The sequence below is a fragment of the Kitasatospora sp. NPDC051164 genome, from assembly GCF_044455625.1.
Taxonomy (GTDB): Bacteria; Actinomycetota; Actinomycetes; order Streptomycetales; family Streptomycetaceae; genus Kitasatospora.
In genome coordinates this window covers 26,608-46,829 of sequence record NZ_JBITFB010000046.1, presented here as the reverse complement: position 1 = coordinate 46,829, position 20,222 = coordinate 26,608, and the positions used below count along the sequence as shown (strand labels likewise).

Sequence of the window (20,222 nt, the reverse complement as noted above, 5' to 3'; positions counted from 1 at the left end):
TTAGTCGCCCACCACTCGTCTTTCACCCGGCGCCCGGCCTCTCTGTTCGGTTTTGGTGTCGGTCGCCGGGGGGGCCCCGCCGGGGTGCACCACCCTCGCGGCGCATCAAGCGAAGGTGGTCGGCGGTGGCGACCTTGAGGACGCCGAGAGCGGTGAGGACGTCGGCGCGCAAGCTCGTGGTCGAGCTGTTCGGGTTGGCGGCGCCGCGCCGGAACGCGGTGCGGCCCGGCCGGGACGGCTGCGGTGGTTCGATGGCGTCGCCCTGGTCGTCGTTGTCGTCGGGCTCGCCGGATCGCTGGCCGTCCAGGCCCTTTTCCTCACTCCTCCTCCCGACCGGTGGCGCCACGAAGCGGCGGTGTGGGCGCGGCGCTGCCGGCTCGCAAGGCGCCCGGCCACAGTGTCGGCCCGGCGCGCGAAGCCGTCGCACATCGGTTCCAACGACCAGCACGGCTTCGGCTGGGAGGGCTGGACCCTCAACGTAGCCACGGCCTGTGTCTCGCGAGGAGCGAAGTGTCGAGTCGGGGCTGCGTTGGTGGGTCGGGGTCAGAGCATAAGCGGCCGTTTCTCGGTCATCATCCGCAGCAGGCCCTCGGCGAAGTCCTGGCCGACACGGCTGACATTCTCCCAGGCCCAGTACAGTGCGCCCGATTCACCCAGCAGATAGAACCCGTCGCTGCCTCTGATGCCTTTGCCGACCTGGCAGAGGTCCTCCCCCATCTCCGTGCAGAACCTGGTCAAGGCAAACTTGCTCAACGCGGACGGGGACACGCCGAAGTCGATGCCCGTGATGACCTCTAGCTGACGAGGGTTGGGGAATCTCGGCCGCACTCCGGCGAACTCGGCGAGGAAGACCCGCGCATAGTCGGGCAGGGGTCGGTCGACGGATCAGCCGGTCACAGTCCACAGGGTGGCGGTAACGGTCATCCCCTGCTGGTCGCTGCCGGGCTTGGCTATGACTTTGAACCACGCCACCGAGTCCTTCGCGGTGATCGCGCAGTAGGCGGAGCCGACGGTGATTTTGCTGAGCGGCGCGGGGTTGGGCATTCCCTGGCGCATGGCGTCCTCGCGGCACTGGTCCGGAGCGGGTTCCTGCGCCGAGGACGTCCCCCAGGCCTTGAGGTTCGGGTAGACCATGGTGACCGAGTTGAGGGTGTAGCAGGGCTGCCGGATCGTCAGGTCCGCCGGGGAGTTCACGACATTCATGACGTCATCCGGGTCCAACGCGGCCCCGCGAGCCGGATTGAAGTCCATGATGGCTTGCTGGCACATCCCCCCTGGCGGGGGAACGTTGATAGTCGTGTCACGGTACTGGGCCGTCCACCCCGCTGAGCCGGGCGGCGCCGCGGTGGCGCCGGTCGGAGCAGCGGGCTGCACGGGGGCGCCGGTCGGAGCGGCAGGCGGCGCGGTGGCGCCGGTCGGAGCGGCAGGCGGCGCGGTGGCGCCGGTCGGAGCGGCAGGCGGCGCGGTGGCGCCGGTCGGAGCGGCGGGCTGCGCGGGGGAGGTGCTGGATGGTGTGGCCGCGAGGCTGGGGTGCGCGTCGGTGGTGACGGTCGGGGCCGCGGTGCCCGCGGTCGTGGTGCCGGTTGCGGTCGTGCGGCCGAGGATGACGATGACTGCGACCGCCAGGACGGCGACGGCGACGGCCAGGACGGCCACGCTGCCCCGCAGCAGCCGTCCCGACGACGGGGGTGGTGCGGGCGTCAGGAGGGGCGGTACTTGAACGGGGACGCCGGCGGGTCCGGTGGCGACGGCGGGCGGCTGCGGCCACCACTGCTGTCGGGGGCTATCGGCCGCCGCGCGCAGCCGCGCGCGCACGATCCGGTGCTCGGGGGTCTCCTCCTCGGGCGACGGGGTGGCCATCGACAGGAAGATGTGCTCGGCCTGATCGGCGCTGATCGCGACCGCCTGCCGGTCGGCGCGCAGGGCCTCGGCCCGGGCCCGCTGTCGCCGGAGCCGCTCCTCGAGTTCGACCGTCGGCTGCCTGGTCTGCTGGAGTAGCGTCATCTGCCGCTGGAGGCCGTCGATCTCGTAGTGGCATTGGGAGAGCTCGGCGGTCAGGTGTCCGCGTTGGGCGTACAGATCGAGGAATCCTGTGAGGCTTTTGAGGAGCACATCGCGCAGGAGAGCCAGCTGCGTCGCCAGGGAGTCGCGGTCGTGGCGCAGGGCCTGCTCCCGGGCTGCCTGCTGGAGTCTGGGCTGTACGTCGCGGTGGTAGCGGTCAGCGTACACAGCCGCGTTGTATAAGCGGTGCGTGTCATCGCGGAACTCCACCGCGAGGGATTTCCCGGTCCACTCCTCCGCCATATTGAGGAGGATTTCAACGAAATCCGGCGGAGGGAGATGCTCCCCTTTCCTCCACTTGCTGACCGTGGCCTTGTTAACGTTCATCCGATGAGCGATATCGACACCCTTGACGCCGCTGTTTGTCATCAGTTCCGCAACGCGGTTGGAGAAATCCGTCCGCTCAGGCCCTCCCCTGGCGCTCCCCTGTGTCCCGTCGACGACGCCATTGTCGATCGGCCCGACCTCGTTGCCCATCCGTGCGGCCCCCACTCTCGTCCGGCACCGACTCCTACGCCCCCGTCGTGCCTGTCGCACGACCCTAGACCCACTAGTCGCAGCCGGCGAAGCGCCGCAGTTCCGCGCGTTGCGGCCGCGCAACCCGGCCGTGAAGCGCCGGCCTGCCCGCCCGCCGGCGCGGTTGCGGGCCCCGGCAACCGCGCCGGCTCCCAAGGGCTGCAACACCCAGGCGGAGCGGGAATCGCGCGCCCGCAACCATTCCGGCAGACCCCGCCCGGAAAACCCCGGAACAGGTTTCACTTCCGCAACCGGCACACGACGAGACAGGATTTCCGTCAAGCCCGACAGAAGCGGGCCGAACATCGAGAACGGAAAATCCAGCCATGTACCTTCCCGCGCTTTTCCGCGCAGCCGGAACCGCCACCGTCGCCACGGTATTCGGAGCCGCGCTCCTGCTCCCGCTCATCGCGGTCAACCTCCCCGCGCTCCTCGTGATGTCGTTCAGCGCCACCGGGCACCGCCGCACCGTCCAGCTCGCGCAGCTCATCGCCGACTGGACGCGAGCATCCGTACAACCCCAGCAGGCCCGCCCCCGCCGATCCCGCCCGCAACGGCCGGCCCGACCGCAGCAACTCCCGGCACGCCGCACACGGTCGCACGACTGAGCGCAGCCAGCCCGGCCGCCCTGTACTCCAGCCGGCCGGGCAGGCCGGCTGGAGTACAGGGCGGGTCAACCGGCAACGGTCTCGGTGTCGCGGCGGAGCGCGTCCAGGAACGCGGTCTGTCGCTCGGTCAGCTTTCGATCGGTACGGGCCTTGTCCTGCTTGCGCTGCCAGTGCCGGGCCGGAACGTCGGGTCGTCGCCCAGGCCAGTGCGGTCGGCGGGGCCGTCCAGGGCTCCGCCAACGCGTTGCGCCGGCCGGCCGAAGAGGACCCGAGGTCCTACGCGCGGGTATGCGGCGGCAGCCGTGAGCGCGCCGAGGAACTCGGGTTTCCCTGGCCTGACAGCGCCTAACCAGGCCCGTTCGACTGGTAGGCCCGCATGTTCCTGTGTCACGTATTCGAGGGGCGCGGCGGTGCAAGTAGTCACTGCGAGTGGTAGCCGGGGGGATTTTCGGCTCCGTAGGCGTCGCGGCGACGTTGGCAGTGGGCGATCAGGGGTGGCACGTGTGGGACGTAGTGCCAGAGAGCCTCGGCGTGGGTGGAGCGCTCGCAGTTGGTGGCGGATCCTGACTGACGGTGTCACCGAGCCGTGAACCGCTTGAGGGTGTCGACCCATGTCTGGTCGCTGTTGCCCCTGGTGCTTCCTCCCCAGATCGCGACTCCCTTGACTGCTTTCGCGCATGCCGCCAGTTCGTATGACCACAGGTCTGCAGGTAGGTATTGTCCAGCATTCGGGGTGTGCTCAGGATATTGGGGCCAGAGGAACGGGTAAACGGGCAAATTCGGGTTGATCTGCGTTGCCTCGGCCAGGTCTCGGTCGAGTCTTGCCTGCCAGAGGTTGCGGTCCAGGGAGAAGGTGTAGAGGTCGGGGAAGAAGGCGTCCTCGTGTTCGGCGAGGCTTCGGGCCAGCGGATAGTACGCGGGTTGCGTGTTGTTGAGCAGGCCCCAGAAGCCGATCTGTTTTCCCGGCGCGGCCTCGTGTGTCCACTGCAGCAATGTTGAGAGCTTCTGGAAGTGCCGCTGGGCTTCGTCGGGCGTGCCGGTGAGGTAGAGCGTTTCGTAGTCCAGGACGAGTGGTCCTGGTGTGCTCAGGTGCTGGCGGACCAGCTGTTCATATGCCTGCTGCGGGGGCAGGGCCAGTTCGGTTTTGGGGCCGCCGTACGGGCCGCCGGGGGAAGGCTGGTCGGCCAGGTCGGCGACGGCGGATCCGTAGATGATGTCGGCTTTGACCGCACCGGCCCGTTCGAGGTTGAGATTCGCGTAGAACGTCGTGTCGTAGACGGTGAAGCTGGCGGGAGCACTGCCCGGGATCTGTGGAACGGTCGGTGTGGACGCGGCTGGAGTGTTCGCACTGCACGCGGTTAGCAAAAGTGCGGCGATGGTGCCGGCTGCCGTTGAAAGTCCGCGCCCATGACGAGCCCTGTTCCTCGACATGTGTTTCCCCCTTCTGGGTCGGCGGCCGATTGCGCGCGTATGCGCGGAAATATGACGTCCGTGCGCCGTCGGCTCGTCGACCCGGTATGCCTGGCTGAGGCTACGGTCGCTTCTTGTGGAATTTCTGTGGAGCACACAGCGGTGTGGGGCCCGTTTCGCCGCTGTCGGCGCCGCCCCACACCGGTCTGTGGTCAGGCGTTGTGCTTGGCGAGGAAGTCGGTGATGAGCTTCTGCCATTCCTCGGGCCGCTCGACCATGGGCAGGTGGCCGGTGGGAATCTCGGTGAGCTGGGCGCCCGGGATGTTCTCGGCGAGGTGGCGGTGCAGGGCGGGGGGCGCCAGGTGGTCGGCGGTGGTGGAGATAACCAGGGTGGGGACATGGATGGCGGCGAGGTCGTCGCGGACGTCGATCCGGCCGGCGAGGTCGGCGTGCTCGACGGTGCCGTCGGCGACTTCGCCGGCGGCGTAGGTGATGACTTCCTCCAGCTGCTCGGCGGGCATGGCCTCGATGGCCTGGGGGCTGAGGGCGTGCGGGAAGAGGAACTCGCTGACCAGGCGGCGGTCGCCGGTGGCGGCGAGCTTGCCCCACACCCTGATGGTCAGGGCCTGCTGGTTGTTGGCGTGGGCCATGGTGGCGGTCAGGACGAGGGCGGTGACGCGCTCGGGGTGGCGGGCGGCGGCGCGGATGGCGACGGGGCCGCCGAGAGAGTAGCCGTGCAGGGCGAAGGTGTCCAGGCCTTCGGCGACGGCGGCGGCGACGAGTTGGTCGGCGAGGTCGTCCAGCTGCAGGGGCGTGGTGGAGCGGGGGGTGTTGCCGCTGCCGGGGTAGTCGACGCCGACGACGGTGTGGCCGGCGGCCAGGCCTTCGAGGATCGGGCCGTAGGTGTTGTCGATGCTGCTGCCGGCGCCGTGGGCGAGGGCGAGGCCGGGGCCGGAGCCCAGGACAGTGCGGGCGAAGGTCGCTTCGGGGAGGGTGCGCTCTGACATGACGTTCCGTTGTTCGTTGGGGTATTTCGGATGGTCAGGTGGTGCGGTTCTTGGCCCAGGTGCGGATGTGCTCCAAGGCGGGTAGAAGCGCCCGGCCGTCGGAGGTGAGGGTGTAGCTGGCGGGTCCGGGCGGGAGCTGGTCGTGGGTGACCAGGCCGGCGTCGAGGAGTTCGCGCAGCCGGTCGGCGAGCATCTTGGTGCTGATGCCGTCGATGGCGATAAGCAGTTCGCCGAAGCGGGCGGGGCGGGTGGCCAGGGTGTGCAGGATGATGCCGTTCCACTTCTGGCCGAGGACCTGGAACGCGGTGGTGAGGTTCGCGTCGGCCGCGAGTGGTGCGGGCGTGGGGATGGTGGCGAGTGCCATCGCGTTCGGCCTCCCGTCGTACCGGTTCAGCTGGTTGGGGGTTTGGGGTGGGGCCGTGGCCGGCTGAGGTGCGGATGCCGGCTGCGGCCCCGGGGCCGCCTCGTCCGACGACGCGAGGCGGGGGTATAGAGGAGTCAGGGCAGGAGGACGGCCTTGCCCTGGTTGCGGTGGGCTTCCAGGTCGGCGTGGGCCTGTGCGGCCTCGGCCAGGGGGTAGGTGCGCCAGATCGGCAGGGTGAGCTTTCCGGCGGCGGCCAGCTCAACCAGCTCCGGCAGGGCCTGGCCGCCCTGGTCGGTGGTGCCGGCGCTGAAGCGCACGCCGTGCTGCTGGGCGGACATGTCAGCGATGGTGATGACCTTGCCCGCATCGCCGGTCAGGGCGACGGAGTCGGCGAGCACGCCGGCGCCGGAGGCGTCGAAGACGAAGTCCACCCCGCCCGGAGCCGCGGCCTTCACCCGCCCGACCCAGCCGTCGCCGTAGCGGACGGCGATGGCTCCGAGCGCCGTGACACGCTCAAGGTCGCGCTCGGCGGCGGTGCCGATGACGGTGATGCCGCGGGCGGCGGCCAGCTGCACGGCGATGACACCCACGCTGCCGGCGGCGCCGTGGACGAGCAGGATCTGACCCGGCTGCACACCCAGCTGGCCGAGGACCCGGTGTGCGGTCTGGCCGACCGTCACCAGCGAGGCGGCGACCTCCCACGACAGGGCCGCGGGCTTGGCCACCGGCCGGTCGATCAGTGCGTACTCGGCGTAGCTGCCGCCGGCCGTGGACCCGAGAACCTCGTCCCCTACGGCCACGTCGGCTCCCTCACCGACGGCATCGACGACACCGGCCGCGTCCAGGCCCGGGATCACCGGGAAGCGGGCCGGGGCGACCTTGGCCATCAGGCCGGATCGGATCTTCATGTCGAGCGGGTTCACCGAGGCGGCCTTGACCTTGATCCGGACCTGGCCGGGTCCCGGCTCCGGCAGGGCGACCTCGGTCGGCCGCAGCACCTCTGCCGCGCCGTACTCGGAGAAAGTGATCGCAGTGGACATCGGAAACTCCCAGGGAGGAGGGGATGGAGGAAGGTACGCGCTGTGACTCACTGTGTGGCCGGGAAGGCGGCCGCACTGGCGGCCACGCCGGTCAGGCGCTGAGGATGGGGTAGTCGGTGTAGCCGCGGTGGTCGCCGCCGTAGAAGGTGGCCGCGTCCGGGGTGTTGAACGGGCCGCCGGCGGCCAGGCGGGCCGGCAGGTCGGGGTTGGCCAGGAACAGGGCGCCGTAGGCGACCATGTCCGCCGCCCCGTCCTCGACCAGCTGCAGCGCCTCGGGCCCGGTGGCCTGGGGGTGGGTGAACGGGTTGAGAACGAATGTGCCGGGCCAGGCCTTGCGCAGACGCGCGGTCAGGTCGCGGTCCGGGCCCTCCATCAGGTGCAGGTAGGCCAGGTCCAGGTCGGCGATCCGCTCGAGCAGCGCCTCGTAGACCTCGCCCGGCTGGGGCTCGGCGATGTCGTTGTAGGGGTTGCCGGGCGAGATCCGCAGCCCGACCCGGCTGCTGCCGACCGCTTCCGTCACGGCCGTGACGACCTCGACGGCGAAGCGGATCCGGCCTTCGACCTCGCCGCCCCAGGCGTCGGTGCGCAGGTTGGTGTTGGGGGCGAGGAACTGGTGGACCAGGTAGCCGTTGGCGCCGTGGATCTCCACGCCGTCGAAGCCGGCCTCGACGGCGTGGTGGGCCGCGGTGGCGAAGTCGGCGATCGTCTGCCGGATCTCCGCCTCGCTCAGCTCCCTCGGCGTGACGTACTCCTTCGGACCCTCGTGGGTGAACACCTGGCCCGTGGCCACCACCGCTGAGGGCGCCACCGGCACCAGGCCCTCAGGCAGCAGGCTCGGGTGGCCGATCCGGCCGGTGTGCATCAGCTGCGCGAAGATCACCCCGCCCTCGCGGTGCACGGCATCGGTCACGCTCCGCCACGCCGCCACCTGGCCGGCCGTGTGCAGGCCGGGGGTGTCCGGGTAGCCCTGGCCGACCGGCGAGGGCTGGATCCCCTCGGTGACGATCAGCCCGGCACCGGCGCGCTGCGCGTAGTACTCCGCCATCAGAGCGGTCGGCTCCGCGCCCGGCCCGTAGGCGCGGCTGCGGGTCATCGGCGCCATGGCGATACGGCTGGCCAGGCGGCGGCCGCCCAGAACGATCGGATCGAAAGCAGTGGTCATGATCTTTTCCCTCGCAAGGAGTGATGGGCGGTGGCCTCGACACGCCCAACGTAACAGATACCTGCTCGGACAGGTAAATATCCGAGAGCTACTTTCAGTCGATACGTGACGCGGATCACGCGCGCTGGCCAGGAAAGTTCCAGATCGAAGGGAGGAGCACCCATTGAGGGCGGAGGCGAGCGATAGCATTAGCTGCCCGATCAGGAAAGTGAGGAAGAGATGACACAGTCCACTCCGGCGGCTGGGAAGGACCCCGCGGAAGCGGGGCAGGAGGTGAGCGTCCCAGTGCCGGCCGCCGCCAGCGGCGGGCCCATCAGCCACGCGATCTTCCGCCTAGCCCGCCTGCACCGCATGTTCGCCGGACAACTCCTGCGCCGCATCGGCCTGCACCCGGGCCAGGAACTGGTCATGATGCACCTGTGGGAGCTCGGCCCCCAGCGCCAGACCGACCTGGTGCGACTCCTGGATTCCGACGCCGCCACCATGACCCGCACCGTCCAGCGCCTGGAACAGGCCGGCTTCGTCCGCCGCCGCCCCTCACCCACCGACAAACGCGCGTCCCTCATCGAACCCACCGCGGCCAGCCACGCCCTACGCCGCGAGGTCGAACAGAGCTGGAGCCAGCTCGAAGACCTCGTTGCTGCGGGCCTGAACCCCGAGGAGCGCACCGAGGCCCTGCACACCCTTGAACGCCTGGAGCACAACCTCGTCCAGGCCGCCGCCGACCCCACCTGCGCAGCCGAGAGTTAGCTGCCCTTCTCTTCACCCGGCCGGCGTTACGGCATGGCAGAACTGGCTGAACAGCATCGCAGCCCCGTCACCTGACGGGGGAGCGGGCATTCCTCCAGCTCGCTCCCGTCCTCGTGAGCCGACGGCTCCCGCCTGGGAACTGGTGTCACAGTGTGTGGCTGCCGGGTGCGTACCGGCTCCACGGAGTGCCGACTTCGGCAGCGACGTAGGCGGTGGTGACCTCGGTGTAGCCGAGGGCCTTGGCAACGACCGGCGGCGGCGCGTAGTGGAGGTAGTGCCGGAGGGCTGTCACCCGGGCGGATCTGGGGGAGATGCCTGCCGCGCCTGTAGGTGTTCGCGGAGAGCGCCGGGGCTAGCCCACTCCGTCGCCAGCCACAGCTACCTTCCGCCGCCGTCGTTCATCAAATCCGTGCTGCTCTGCCCCGAGGGATGGATGTCCGGACCGGACACGCCTGGCGTGCCCACCAATGCGACGAGGCGCGACTACAGGTCCCACCTGGCATAGGCGGCAACACTCGATGACCGTGATCGTGTTACGAGTTCCAAGGGCTCCGAGGCGTCCAACATTCAGGCGGCGTAACCCACCGTCTGTTGGGCTGTCGATGTTGGCGTCGTCCACGCCGCTGTGCTGTGGTGAAGCTATGGCGGAAGTTGAGCGGCAGCCCGACAAGGGCGTGGTGGACCGGTCGGAGGGTTCTGCCGAGCGGCTGCTCGGCCGGCTGCTGGACAGGGCGCGGCTGTTGCCGCCGCAGCTGATCGCCCCCCTGATCGCGGAAGAGGTGGCCGGGATCGGCGGCCGTGACGTCTCCATCATGCTCCAGGACTACGCTCAGGAGCTGCTGGTGCCGCTTCCGGGCAGGAAGCTGCACGTGGGCCAGCCCGAGCCGATGACCGACTCCCCCGCCGGCCGGGCCTTCCGGCGCGCGGCTGTCGTCGAGGTACCACAGGCTGACGGCAGCGTCCGGATGCATCTGCCCCTGCTGGACGGAAGCGACCAGGTGGGCGTCATGGCCCTGACTCTGGACGCCGTCGACGATGATGACCGGCGACTGCTGGGCCAGCTCGCCGGCCTGGTTGCCGACATGCTGGTCACCAAGAACGCCTACACCGACCAGTTCTTCCTGGCCCGGCGTCGCGAGCCAATGAGCCTGTCCGCGGAGATCCAGTGGAGCCTGCTGCCGCCGCTGACGATGTCCCTGCCGCAGGTCGAGGTGGCCGGCATCCTGGAGCCCACCTACCGCGTCGCCGGTGACAGCTTCGACTACGCCCTCAACGACAACATCCTGCACGCGGCCGTCATCGACGCGATGGGTCACAGCCTGGACGCCGCCGCGATGGCGACCATCGCCATCGGCGCCTACCGCCATGCCCGGCGTGTGTTCGTCAGCCTGTCCGAGAAGTACGCGTTCATGGACGATGCCATCTCCCGGCAGTTCGGGCCCGACCACTTCGTCACGGCGCAGCTGATGCACCTGAACATCTCCACCGGGGAGATGGAACTGGTCAACGCGGGCCACCCCGCGCCGCTGCTGATCCGCGAGGGCCGGGTCGTGCGGCAGCTGGAGAGCGCCACAACGCTGCCTGTCGGCTTCGGAGGTGAGGCGCCCCGGGTCAGAGAGCACACGCTCCAGCGCGGCGACCGGGTGCTGTGCTACACCGACGGCATTATCGAGGAGCATGTCGCCGGCGGGGAGCCGTTCGGCGAGGAACGCCTCATCGGCTGCGTCAACCGCCTGGGGGAAGAGCCGTCAGAGGGGATGCGGGCGGACCTGCGCCATCTCTCCCACACGCTGAAGAGAGAAAGAGGCGGGCGCACCAGCGACGACGCCACCCTTTTCATGATCGAGTGGCACGGCGGCGCCGCCGACCGTCTCGCCACCATGGAGTGAACCGACACCCGTACCACCGCTGACGGAGCCGACGCGCGCTCGAGCGCGGCCACCCGGAGCCGGGTCCTCACGAGCCATGCCTGTCAGGGACGTGCGCGTCGTGTTGTGACGAGACATCACTCGACCAGGGTGGCTCCGAAACTCACCGCCGATCATGAAAGCGGTGGCCCGGACAGTCACTCCATGAGCGGAGCAGGTAGCTCTCGTCCTCGCTGACCCAGTGACTCTCAATCAATCAACCTGTCGAAAACAGGGCCACAATCGGCGAGGCGCTCGGACTCAGCGCGGACGCCGCCCGCGCCCGCTACAAAAAATTCCCCCCCAGAGCCCGCCTGACGCCATGGAGACCCCCCGCCTCACCCCGCCCACACGAGCGGCCGGCACCAGCCGGACACGAGAACAAAAAGCACAGCGCAGCGCCCCGACCACACCGACCAACGCCCCAACCACCCACCACAACCACCACCAGGCACGGGCCCAGGAAGGTAAGTCGAGGTCGCCGCCGTGGTACGGGAGCGGGCGGGGAGCATCGGGCCGATCGGCTCCGATGGCCAGGAGTACGGTCCTGGCCGGGGGCGGCTCCCGGAGTCTGCTCCTGGGTGCGGTTTCGTCCTCGGTGTGGACGAACTCCCCTGCCCCCGAATGGTCCTCTTGATCAAGGCCGGGAATCACCGGCACCATTCATCGGAGGGGTCCTTTCGTGTACGAGCATGCACCGCACAGCCGCTTCCCGCTCTCCCGCCGGGGCAGCCGACACCGGGCGATCGCGGTCGTGACCGCCGTGGCCGCCGGGGTCATGGCGGCCGGGGCGCTGGCACCGACCGCGGCGTTCGCGGGCGGTAGGCCGGACAGTGTCCAGTCGGGCCTGAACGCGCTGGTGAAGGACGACGGCCTGCCCGGCGTACTGGCCTCCGTCACGGGCCGCGACGGCCGCCCCCACAGCTACACCGCCGGCGTCGGCGACCTCGCCACCGGGGCCAAGGTCCCCGTGGACGGGCAGATACGGATCGGAAGCAACACCAAGACCTTCACCGCCGTCGTGGTGCTCCAACTCGTCGCCGAAGGAAAGGTGGGCCTGGACTCCCCCGTTGACACCTACCTGCCGGGTCTGCTGCGCGGCGACGGTATCGACGGGCGCCACATCACCGTCCGTCAGCTGCTCCAGCACACCAGCGGCCTGCCCGAATACGTGGACAAGGACTCGATCCTCGCCGGTCCGACGCGGTACTACGAACCGCGTGAACTGCTCGACGCGGCCCTCGCCCAGAAGGCTCACTTCGCCCCGGGCACGCGTTGGGAGTACAGCAACACCAACTACCTGATGGCGGGCCTGATCATCCAGAAGGTCACCGGGCGGCCGCTCGGCGAGGAGATCAACCGGCGCATCGTCGACCGCATCGGCCTGCGCCACACCTACTTCCCCACCCCGGGGGACATGAGTATCCACGAGGCCCACCCCAAGGGTTACAACCGGGAAGCCGACGGCTCGTTCCGCGACTACACCGAACTGGACCCGTCCTGGGGCTGGGCGGCGGGCGCCGTCGTCTCCACCAACAGCGACCTCATCCGCTTCTACACGGCGCTGCTCGGCGGCCGCCTCCTCCCGGCGGCCCAGCTCGCCCAGATGCGCGCCACCGTCCCCGCCGACGAGGTGGGTCCGGGCGTCCGCTACGGGCTGGGCCTGATGAGCCGGCCGCTGTCGTGCGGCGGCCTGTACTGGGGCCACGGCGGGACCATTCCGGGCTACGAGACCGCCGGGGGCGCCACCGATGACGGCCGCGCCGTCAGCATCGCGGTGACCATGATCCCGGGCGACGAGGCCAAGCAGCACGTGGGGGCCACGGTGGACTCCGCCCTGTGCCGCTGACCCTCCCCGATCCGGCCTGAGTGTCCGCACCGGCACGACCAGCGGGTTCTGCGCGCACCTGCGCGCAGAACCCGCCCCCCTTCCGATTTCCGCCCTCCAGCAGAGGAGTTACTCCGTGAACGAGCACGTACAGCACAGCCGGGCCGACCGACGCCGCCGTGGCCGGCGCGGGTTGGCGGTGGCCGTGGCCTCCGTGGCCGCCGGCGTCGTGGCGGCCGGGGCGCTGGCACCGACCGCGGCGTTCGCGGGCGGTAGGCCGGACAGTGTCCAGTCGGGCCTGAACGCGCTGGTGAAGGACGACGGCCTGCCCGCCGCGCTGGCGGCCGTCACGGGCCGCGACGGCCGCCCCCGCAACTACACCGCCGGCGTCGGCGACCTCGCCACCGGGGCCAAGGTCCCCGTGGACGGGCAGATACGCGCCGGCAGCAACACCAAGACCTTCACCGCCGTCGTCGTCCTCCAGCTCGTCGCCGAGGGAAGGATCGGCCTCGACGCGTCCGTCGACACCTACCTCCCCGGCCTGCTGCGCGGCGACGGCATCGACGGGCGCCACATCACCGTCCGTCAGCTACTCCAGCACACCAGCGGCCTGCCCGACTACATGGACGCCCCCGCGCTCTCGGACTTCACCACGATTCAGTACCGCTACTTCGAGCCCCGCGACCTCCTCGACGGCGCCCTCGCCCAGAAGGCCAGGTTCCCCGCGGGTACCAGCTGGGAGTACAGCAACACCAACTACATCGTCGCCGGGCTCCTCATCCAGAAGGTCACCGGACGGCCCGTCGGCGAGGAGATCACCAAGCGCGTCATCGACCGCATCGGCCTGCGCCACACCTACTTCCCCACCCCCGGGGACACCGGCATCCACGAGGCCCACCCTCAGGGCTACTACCGCAGCTCGCCGGACGCGCCTCCGATCGACTACACCGGGATGGACTCCTCGATGGCCTGGGCGGCGGGGGCGATCGTCTCCACCAACACCGATCTCATCTCGTTCTTCGCCGCGCTCCTCGGCGGCCGCCTCCTGCCCGCGGCGCAGCTCGCCGAGATGCGTACCACCGTCCCCGCCGAGCTCCTGGGCCCGGGGGTCCGCTACGGGCTGGGTCTGCAAAGCAGGCCACTCTCCTGTGGCGGCCTCTCCTGGGGCCACGGCGGAACCTCCCCGGGCTACCGCTCCCGCAACGGGGCCACCGACGACGGTCGCGCCGCCGCCATCACGGTCACCACCATCCCGGGCGGGGTCGGCGCGCAGCACATGGCGGACGCCCTGGACGCGGCCCTCTGCCGCTGACCCACCCCTCGGCGTGTACGGGGTGCCGGACACCGGGCGGACGGCCTCACGGCTTCCGTGGACGGGGCCGCGAGGCCGTCCGCGAGGTACCGCTGCCGAAATCACCTGAGAGGTCGCTCGGACAGGCAGGGTGTCGGCACCCGACAGCGGAACGGGCACAGGCCTTGGCAAGAACGGAGTTGCGACGGTCCCGGGTCGCCGGGGAGACCTGTGCCCGCTTCCGTCAGGGCGGACCGGGCCACTCAGGAGCCGGTTGGCTGCGCGACCGTCCGAGGCGCCTGTCTGCGCGACCTCTCGGCCGGGCCGGCTCAACCCGGCCCGATCCGGCCTGACCCGGCCCGCTTCAACCCGCCGGGTTCGCGCACCGGGCCTCCACCAGGCCCGACTCGTAGGCCGCGATCACCGCCTGGGCGCGGTCGCGGACGCTCAGCTTGGCGAAGATGCTGGTGATGTAATTCTTGACCGTGGAGACGCTGATGCCCATCGCCGACGCGATCTCGGCGTTGTCGAGGCCGGTGGCCAGCAGGCGCCACACCTCGATCTCACGAGGCGTCAGTTCACCCAGGTCGGAAACCGGCACCGGTACCGGCACCGGCGATGGCGACTGCGGCAGGCAGGGCGCGGTGACGTAAGTGGAGATCAACCGGGTGAGCAGGCGTGGCGCCACCGCCGCCTCCCCGGTGTACACGGTGCGCACGGCCGCCGAGAGCTCCTCCGGGGAGACGTCCTTGGGCAGGAACCCGTAGGCGCCGGCGCGCAGGGCGGCCACCACGTACTCGTCCATGTCGAAGGTGCTCAGCGCCAGGACCCGGCATGCGGGCAGCTCCCGCGCGATCCGCTCGGTCGCCTGGACTCCGTCGAGAACCGGCATCCGGATGTCCATCACCACGACGTGCGGCAGGTGCCGGTGTGCGAGGTCGACCGCTCGCTGCCCGTCGTCCGCCTCGGCCACCACCTCGAACGCCGGGTCCGGTGCCAGGATCAGGGCCAGGCCCCGCCGCACCAGCGGCTGGTCGTCCGCGATCAGCACCCTGATCCGCTCCGGGGTGTCCGTCATCCGAGCCGTTCCTCTCCGTCGGCGGGCGCCACCGGCAGGCTGGCCAGCACCCGGAAGCCCCCACCGTCGACGCCGCCGGCCACGATGCTGCCGCCCTGCAGCGCGACGCGTTCGCGCATGCCGAGCAGACCGTATCCGGTGCGGCCCGCCCTCGGTCCGGCCGCACCGCCCGCCCCCGTCAGGGCTCCCACCAGGGTGTCGGCCGCAGCGGCGGCGCCGTTGTCGGACACCTCGACGGTGACCCGGTCCCGGTGGTAAGTCAGCTGGACCCGCGCCTCGGCCCGGCCGGCATGCTTGCGGGTGTTGGTGAGAGACTCCTGGACGATCCGGAACACCGCCAGGCCGGTGCTCGGCGCCAGCGGACGCTCCTCCCCCAGGACGACGAACTCCGTGGGCAGACCGGCCCTGCGGGACTCCTCGACGAGCCCTCCGAGGTGCCCGACACCGGGCTGCGGCGCGGACGGCGCCCCGTCCGCCTCCTCCGGCGCGTCGCCCTCCCGGAGCACGTCGAGCAGTTGACGCATCTCGCGCAGCGCCATCCGCCCGGAGCCCTCCAGCGTGACCAGGGCGTCGCGCACCACCTCGGTGTCACCCCCGAGGTTCGCTCTGGCACCGCCGGCCATCAGCTGCATGGTGGTGATGTGGTGGGCCACGATGTCGTGCAACTCCCGTGCGATACGGCGCCGTTCCTGCGCCACCGCACGGTCGGCCAGCAGCCTGCGCCTGACCTCCACCTCGTGCTGCCAGCGCTTCAGCGCCTCGGCCGCGACGATGACCAGCGCCGCGGCGAGCACGTTGACCACCACGTCCCCTGCCGGAGGGGGCAGCGGATGCCCCCGGCCCAGCAGTGGCACGGCGGCCGCCACCAGGGCGGCCGGCGCCGCCACCGCGATGCCGCGGGAGCGGGCCACGGCGAACAGCGCGACGCACAGCGTGCAGTTGAAGTGGTGCGGCACCGGCCCGCTCAGGTTCAGTGCCAGGCCGAGGACCAGCACAACCACCAGTGACGCCAGCGGGTAGCGGCGCCTGGTGAGCAGCGGCATGGCCGCCAGTACGAGCAGGACCAGCGCGGTCAGGGTGATCGGCTGGCTTCCGTCCGGACCGTCGACCGTGTAGCCGAGGAGGTCCAGGGCGGCCGCCCCGACGGCCAGCAGCGCGTCGCTGGCCGTCCAGGGCAGGCCGTCGGCTCTCGGCGACGGCGGCAGGGGCCGGTGGTGCGTCGACATTCTGGTGCTGGTCCTTTCTGTGGCCGGTCGGCACCGCCTTTCGCCGGTTCACCGCGACCGTCGTCCGTGTGCCGTGAGCCGTGAGCCGTGAGCCGTGAGCCGTGTGCTGTTCCCGCAACGGCCCGCGGTCCCCCGGGGGGGGAGCGTCCGCGGTCCATTCTCACAGCTGATTCCGGACCCGGGCGGGTACCCGGGACCGATCCCTGACCAGGCCCCTGGTCCTGGTCAGGGCCGCGTACCGGGCCCAGGTCCTGACGGCGTTCTCCTCCCCCGCTCGGACGAGAACGCCCGGTACGCCGTGATGGTCTGGAGACGTGCCGGAACTCCCCGGCTACAGCACCACAGCCGGAGGACATCGTGATCCGCGCCCTGACCGGATTCTCCACCAGGAATCCGTGGAAGGTGATCGCCGTATGGGCGGTCCTGGGAATACTCCTGACCGTCCTGAGCCAGACCTTGATCTACCGGGTGACCCAAACGCAGACGGCCGACTTCCTGCCGAAGAGCTACGACTCGGCCGCCGCCATGGAGATCGCCCACGACCACTTCGGGACGAAGCCCGACGCCAACCCGGTGACCGTCCTGGTCGCACGGACCGACGGCCGGGCGCTGACCCCCACGGACCACGAGCAGATCGACGCCGGGGCGAAGCGGCTGAGCCGTTTGAAGGTCACCATGCCCAAGCCCAAGGACGCGGCGCCCCTTCAGCGGGACTACTCGCAGATCCCCCGGATCAGTGCGGCCATGGCGGCACCTGACGGAACCTTCGAGCTGCTCTCCGCCAACCTCACCGGAAACCCCGCCGACCCGGGCCTGGAGAGCACCTTCCGGACGTTCCGGGACAACGCCCGGGCGGAGTTCGCCGCCCAGGGCCTGCGAACCGGCTTCACCGGCGCGCTCGCCGAGCAGGTCGACTCCGCCGACGACGGGAAGACCCTCGCGACCGTCGCCTCCGCCGGCGCCGTCGCCCTGATCGTGCTGCTCCACGTCCTCGTGTTCCGCAGCCTCCTGGCCGCCCTACTGCCGCTGATCTCGGTGGCCCTCGTCAGCGGCGTGGCCGGCGGCGCGGTCGTGGGCACCGCGATGCTTACCGGCATCAAGCTCGACCCCTCCGTACCGAGCCTCATCGGCGTGGTGCTCCTGGGCATCGGCATCGACTACTTCCTGTTCCTGATGTTCCGCTTCCGCGAGCAGCTGCGGATCCGACCTGATCGCCACCACCGCTCCACCGCCGCCGAGGTCGGTCAGAAGGTCGGCACCGCGGTCACCTCGGCCGCGCTGACCATCGTCGCCGCCTTCGCCACCCTCGGGGTCGCCAGCTTCGGCCAGTTCCGGGTGCTCGGCCCGGCCGTCGCGGTCTCGGTCCTGGTCATGCTGCTGGCCAGCCTCACCCTGATGCCAGCCGTGCTCGCGGCCTGCGGACGCAAACTCTTCTGGCCCTCACGCGCCCTTAAGGCCGAACCCCGCGACGGCGCCACAGCCCGATTCGCCGACCTGGTGGCCCGCCGGCCGCTGACCATGGTCGTCGCCTCGATCGCCCTCCTGGGCGCCCTGGCCGGCGGGCTGGCCGGGATCAAGATGGACTACGGCCTGGGCGGCGGCGCACGCACCGCGTCCCAGACCACCGCCCTCGAAATCTCCCGCGCCCTGCCCGCCGGCGTGGCGGACCCGACCAGCGTCTACGTCGAAACCAAGAACACCGGCCCCCTCGCCCCCGGCGCACTCGACGGCCTGGCGCAGCGCCTCACCCGGGTCGCCGGCGTCGGCCAGGTCGCCAAGCCGGTCCTGAGCGAGAGCCGGCAGGCCGCGCGGATCGACCTGTTCCTCACCGATGACCCGCAGTCCCAGCAGGCCCGCGACCTGGTCTCCGGCCCGATCCGCGCAGCCGTCGCCCAGAGCACTCCCGCCGACCTGACCGCGCACGTCGGCGGCACCCCGGCCGTCTTCGCCGACGTCTCCACCGCCGTCGGCCGCGACCTTCGGCTGGTCTTCCCGGTCGCGGCGGTACTGATCGGGGTGATCCTCCTGCTGCTGCTGCGCAGCCTGCTCGCACCAGTGGTCCTGATGCTCTCCGTCGGCCTCGGCTTCGCGGCCACCCTCGGCGCGGCCGCCCTGCTGTTCCAGCACGCGATGGACAAGCCGGGCGTCAACTTCACACTGCCCCTGGTCCTGTTCCTGTTCGTGGTCGCACTCGGCACCGACTACAACATCCTGATCAGCGACCGGATCCGGGAAGAGATGGAACACCCCGGGCCGCCCCGGGCAGCAGTCTCGCGCGCCCTGCGGCACACCGCCCCGGCCATCGCGACGGCCGGCGTCGTCCTGGCCGGCTCCTTCGCGAGCCTCGCGGTGACCCCGCAACCCTCCACCCAGCAGATCGGCTTCGCCACCGGGCTCGGCATCCTGCTCTCCGCGTTCCTGCTGTCCATCGTGCTGGTGCCCGCCCTGGCCGCGATCCTCGGCCGCAGCCTGTGGTGGCCCCTGCGCCCCGGACGCACGACCACCCGGCCCACCCCCCAGCACCGCACGGACACACCGCACTCACTGCAGTCGCCGCCCTGGTCCCAGTGGCCCGCGCCGCCGCACCAGGACACCCACCCCCACCCCCGGCCGTACGCGCCGCAGGAGGAACAGGGCACAGGCCCCTCCTGGGCCCGACGGAGCCATCACCCGTAGGACGCGCCCGGCTCGGACGACGACACCGGGCGCAGCTGCCCAGTGCCTCGGAGAAGGCGCCGGTCAGCGTGGTGCCCCAGCCGGACCCGACGGCAGGCGCCAGCCGGCATGGCCGGCGACCCCGTGCCCGTCAGCGCTGACGACGGGCTCGGGGCGGACCGGGTAGCGAGCACGCAGAAAGTGCCTTCCCGCCGGTACGACGGAGACCTTGAACACGTCTCATCGTGCCGGTTCAGAAGGCACTTCTGCTTATCTGGCCGTGATCCGGACGCACCTCGACGTGAAACGCCTGGCGCGCCCAGGGCTCCCGCGACGACGGTGTGGACGCCGTCGCGGCCCTGAACGACCCCACGGGCTCCCGCGTCTTCGCCATCCCGGCCAAGTGCTCCAAGAAGGCGGTCCCGGTGAACACCGTCCGGGCCTTGGCCGGCGTCATGCACGACAAGGGCGCCGGCTACGGAATCCCCGTCACCACCTCGTGGTTCGGCAAGGCCGGCTACGACTTCGCCCACCGCAACGGCCGCCTCCGCCTCATCGACGGCCGCAACCTCAAGGCCCTGCACCAGTGCACCGTCCGGTCGGCCGGCTCCTCGTCGGACAGCGCCGGGTCGGTGCTCTTGACCTTGGTGCGGAACAGCTCGCGGTAGGCGGTGAACTTCGCGGCCACCCGCTCCGGCGACATCGTCGAGCGGTCGACCTCCACCATCAGCACCGGCACCCCGATCTGAGGGGCCTGCCACACCGCGTCCGGGCGCACCTTGCGCCGCCCGCCCGGCAGCAGGAACTCGACCTCGGTCGCCCAGTCGGCCACGGTGCCCACCCCGCCCGCGGCCCCGGGCGCGCTGCCGCCGAGGACGAACGCGGCGATCGTCTCGTTGACGGCCATCGCGTGCCGGGCACCACTACGCCCGGCGCCCCGGGCCGAGGAGCCCATCTCCGAGCGGACCCTCCCGAGCACCTGCCCGGCCGCGTCCAGCCCGGCCGTGCCCTCCAGCCGCCAGGTCTTGTGCCGGTCCCTGGTGTTGCCGTCGGAGGCGCCCAGACCATGCAGCGCGAGGTCGCCGAGCGCCTGCCGGACCGCCTTGTTCGACGCCGCCCCTGGCCGCAGCAGGCGCTGGAGCTGGTCGGCGGTGGCGACCTTGAGGACGCCGAGCGCGCCGAGGACGTCGGAGCGCAGCCCGGTGGTCGACCCGTTCGGGTCGGCGGCGCCGCGCCGGTACGCGGTGCGTCCCGGCCGGGACGGCTCGGCCGGTTCGACGGCGTCGGCCTGGTCGTCGTTTGTCGTCGGGCTCGGCGGG

The 20,222-nt window shown here is 70.9% G+C and carries 17 protein-coding genes and 1 pseudogene; 7 read left to right on the top strand and 11 right to left on the bottom strand.

All coding sequences use genetic code 11. From position 1 onward, the window contains the following. Positions 1–543: 543 nt before the first annotated feature. On the bottom strand, positions 544–717 hold the full coding sequence (locus ACIBEC_RS42265) for a hypothetical protein (RefSeq protein WP_360509999.1): 174 nt from the start codon (positions 715–717) through the stop codon (positions 544–546). 168 nt (positions 718–885) lie between these two features. Continuing rightward, complete coding sequence (locus ACIBEC_RS42260) at positions 886–2,538, bottom strand: hypothetical protein (protein WP_360509998.1); 1,653 nt, start codon at positions 2,536–2,538, stop codon at positions 886–888. A 365-nt stretch (positions 2,539–2,903) separates the two neighbouring features. Here ACIBEC_RS42260 and ACIBEC_RS42255 point away from each other — a divergent pair, with 365 nt between their 5' ends. After that, positions 2,904–3,185 carry a hypothetical protein gene (locus ACIBEC_RS42255; protein ID WP_360509997.1) on the top strand — a complete coding sequence of 94 codons (282 nt, stop codon included), beginning with the start codon at positions 2,904–2,906 and terminating at the stop codon, positions 3,183–3,185. Between the two features lie 576 nt (positions 3,186–3,761). On the opposite strand, the gene ACIBEC_RS42250 is transcribed toward ACIBEC_RS42255, so the two are convergent. The 5 genes from ACIBEC_RS42250 to ACIBEC_RS42230 all read right to left on the bottom strand — a co-directional run bounded on the left by ACIBEC_RS42250 (position 3,762) and on the right by ACIBEC_RS42230 (position 8,168). Beyond that, the gene (locus ACIBEC_RS42250; protein WP_360509996.1) at positions 3,762–4,616 is read right to left on the bottom strand and encodes a hypothetical protein; all 855 of its coding nucleotides are present in this window, start codon (positions 4,614–4,616) and stop codon (positions 3,762–3,764) included. Positions 4,617–4,807: 191 nt separating this feature from the next. Continuing rightward, the gene (locus tag ACIBEC_RS42245) at positions 4,808–5,602 is read right to left on the bottom strand and encodes an alpha/beta fold hydrolase (protein WP_360509995.1); all 795 of its coding nucleotides are present in this window, start codon (positions 5,600–5,602) and stop codon (positions 4,808–4,810) included. A 34-nt stretch (positions 5,603–5,636) separates the two neighbouring features. Further along, a complete protein-coding gene (locus ACIBEC_RS42240) occupies positions 5,637–5,966 on the bottom strand; it encodes a helix-turn-helix domain-containing protein (protein WP_360509994.1) in 330 nt (109 codons plus the stop codon). Positions 5,967–6,100: 134 nt separating this feature from the next. Further along, positions 6,101–7,006, bottom strand: a complete 906-nt coding sequence (locus tag ACIBEC_RS42235) for an NADP-dependent oxidoreductase (protein WP_360509993.1) — start codon at positions 7,004–7,006, stop codon at positions 6,101–6,103. 91 nt (positions 7,007–7,097) lie between these two features. Then, positions 7,098–8,168: an alkene reductase gene (locus ACIBEC_RS42230; RefSeq protein ID WP_360509992.1), complete on the bottom strand. Its 1,071-nt coding sequence runs from the start codon at positions 8,166–8,168 to the stop codon at positions 7,098–7,100. 219 nt (positions 8,169–8,387) lie between these two features. Between ACIBEC_RS42230 and ACIBEC_RS42225 the strand changes: the two genes are divergently transcribed. After that, the gene (locus tag ACIBEC_RS42225) at positions 8,388–8,918 is read left to right on the top strand and encodes a MarR family winged helix-turn-helix transcriptional regulator (RefSeq protein ID WP_360509991.1); all 531 of its coding nucleotides are present in this window, start codon (positions 8,388–8,390) and stop codon (positions 8,916–8,918) included. A gap of 145 nt (positions 8,919–9,063) precedes the next feature. On the opposite strand, the gene ACIBEC_RS42220 is transcribed toward ACIBEC_RS42225, so the two are convergent. Then, on the bottom strand, positions 9,064–9,210 hold the full coding sequence (locus tag ACIBEC_RS42220; RefSeq protein WP_360509990.1) for a hypothetical protein: 147 nt from the start codon (positions 9,208–9,210) through the stop codon (positions 9,064–9,066). Between the two features lie 349 nt (positions 9,211–9,559). Here ACIBEC_RS42220 and ACIBEC_RS42215 point away from each other — a divergent pair, with 349 nt between their 5' ends. The 3 genes from ACIBEC_RS42215 (at position 9,560) to ACIBEC_RS42205 (ending at position 13,965) form a co-directional block, all read left to right on the top strand. Beyond that, complete coding sequence (locus ACIBEC_RS42215; RefSeq protein WP_360510001.1) at positions 9,560–10,807, top strand: GAF domain-containing SpoIIE family protein phosphatase; 1,248 nt, start codon at positions 9,560–9,562, stop codon at positions 10,805–10,807. A 700-nt stretch (positions 10,808–11,507) separates the two neighbouring features. Continuing rightward, complete coding sequence (locus ACIBEC_RS42210; RefSeq protein ID WP_396290329.1) at positions 11,508–12,674, top strand: serine hydrolase domain-containing protein; 1,167 nt, start codon at positions 11,508–11,510, stop codon at positions 12,672–12,674. 115 nt (positions 12,675–12,789) lie between these two features. Continuing rightward, the gene (locus ACIBEC_RS42205; protein ID WP_396290327.1) at positions 12,790–13,965 is read left to right on the top strand and encodes a serine hydrolase domain-containing protein; all 1,176 of its coding nucleotides are present in this window, start codon (positions 12,790–12,792) and stop codon (positions 13,963–13,965) included. A 343-nt stretch (positions 13,966–14,308) separates the two neighbouring features. On the opposite strand, the gene ACIBEC_RS42200 is transcribed toward ACIBEC_RS42205, so the two are convergent. Then, positions 14,309–15,022 (bottom strand): response regulator transcription factor, encoded by a 714-nt coding sequence (locus ACIBEC_RS42200; RefSeq protein ID WP_360508284.1) that lies wholly within the window; start codon positions 15,020–15,022, stop codon positions 14,309–14,311. Beyond that, positions 15,019–16,248: a histidine kinase gene (locus ACIBEC_RS42195; protein WP_360508287.1), complete on the bottom strand. Its 1,230-nt coding sequence runs from the start codon at positions 16,246–16,248 to the stop codon at positions 15,019–15,021. Before ACIBEC_RS42195 ends, ACIBEC_RS42200 begins: the two co-directional genes overlap by 4 nt. A gap of 357 nt (positions 16,249–16,605) precedes the next feature. Between ACIBEC_RS42195 and ACIBEC_RS42190 the strand changes: the two genes are divergently transcribed. Then, positions 16,606–18,924 carry an MMPL family transporter gene (locus tag ACIBEC_RS42190; protein ID WP_360508288.1) on the top strand — a complete coding sequence of 773 codons (2,319 nt, stop codon included), beginning with the start codon at positions 16,606–16,608 and terminating at the stop codon, positions 18,922–18,924. Positions 18,925–19,244: 320 nt separating this feature from the next. Continuing rightward, positions 19,245–19,424: pseudogene (locus tag ACIBEC_RS42185) on the top strand (restriction endonuclease); the annotation flags it as partial. Here ACIBEC_RS42185 and ACIBEC_RS42180 read toward each other — a convergent pair. Continuing rightward, positions 19,421–20,101, bottom strand: a complete 681-nt coding sequence (locus ACIBEC_RS42180; protein ID WP_396290343.1) for a replication-relaxation family protein — start codon at positions 20,099–20,101, stop codon at positions 19,421–19,423. The pseudogene ACIBEC_RS42185 and the gene ACIBEC_RS42180 sit on opposite strands and share 4 nt — an antisense overlap. Positions 20,102–20,222: the final 121 nt, after the last annotated feature.

Coding starts and splice junctions, on each gene's coding strand:
- ACIBEC_RS42265 (WP_360509999.1), bottom strand. CDS start 717: ATGGGGGAGGACCTCTGCCAGGTCGGCAAAGGCATCAGAGGCAGCGAC.
- ACIBEC_RS42260 (WP_360509998.1), bottom strand. CDS start 2,538: ATGGGCAACGAGGTCGGGCCGATCGACAATGGCGTCGTCGACGGGACA.
- ACIBEC_RS42255 (WP_360509997.1), top strand. CDS start 2,904: ATGTACCTTCCCGCGCTTTTCCGCGCAGCCGGAACCGCCACCGTCGCC.
- ACIBEC_RS42250 (WP_360509996.1), bottom strand. CDS start 4,616: ATGTCGAGGAACAGGGCTCGTCATGGGCGCGGACTTTCAACGGCAGCC.
- ACIBEC_RS42245 (WP_360509995.1), bottom strand. CDS start 5,602: ATGTCAGAGCGCACCCTCCCCGAAGCGACCTTCGCCCGCACTGTCCTG.
- ACIBEC_RS42240 (WP_360509994.1), bottom strand. CDS start 5,966: ATGGCACTCGCCACCATCCCCACGCCCGCACCACTCGCGGCCGACGCG.
- ACIBEC_RS42235 (WP_360509993.1), bottom strand. CDS start 7,006: ATGTCCACTGCGATCACTTTCTCCGAGTACGGCGCGGCAGAGGTGCTG.
- ACIBEC_RS42230 (WP_360509992.1), bottom strand. CDS start 8,168: ATGACCACTGCTTTCGATCCGATCGTTCTGGGCGGCCGCCGCCTGGCC.
- ACIBEC_RS42225 (WP_360509991.1), top strand. CDS start 8,388: ATGACACAGTCCACTCCGGCGGCTGGGAAGGACCCCGCGGAAGCGGGG.
- ACIBEC_RS42215 (WP_360510001.1), top strand. CDS start 9,560: ATGGCGGAAGTTGAGCGGCAGCCCGACAAGGGCGTGGTGGACCGGTCG.
- ACIBEC_RS42200 (WP_360508284.1), bottom strand. CDS start 15,022: ATGACGGACACCCCGGAGCGGATCAGGGTGCTGATCGCGGACGACCAG.
- ACIBEC_RS42195 (WP_360508287.1), bottom strand. CDS start 16,248: ATGTCGACGCACCACCGGCCCCTGCCGCCGTCGCCGAGAGCCGACGGC.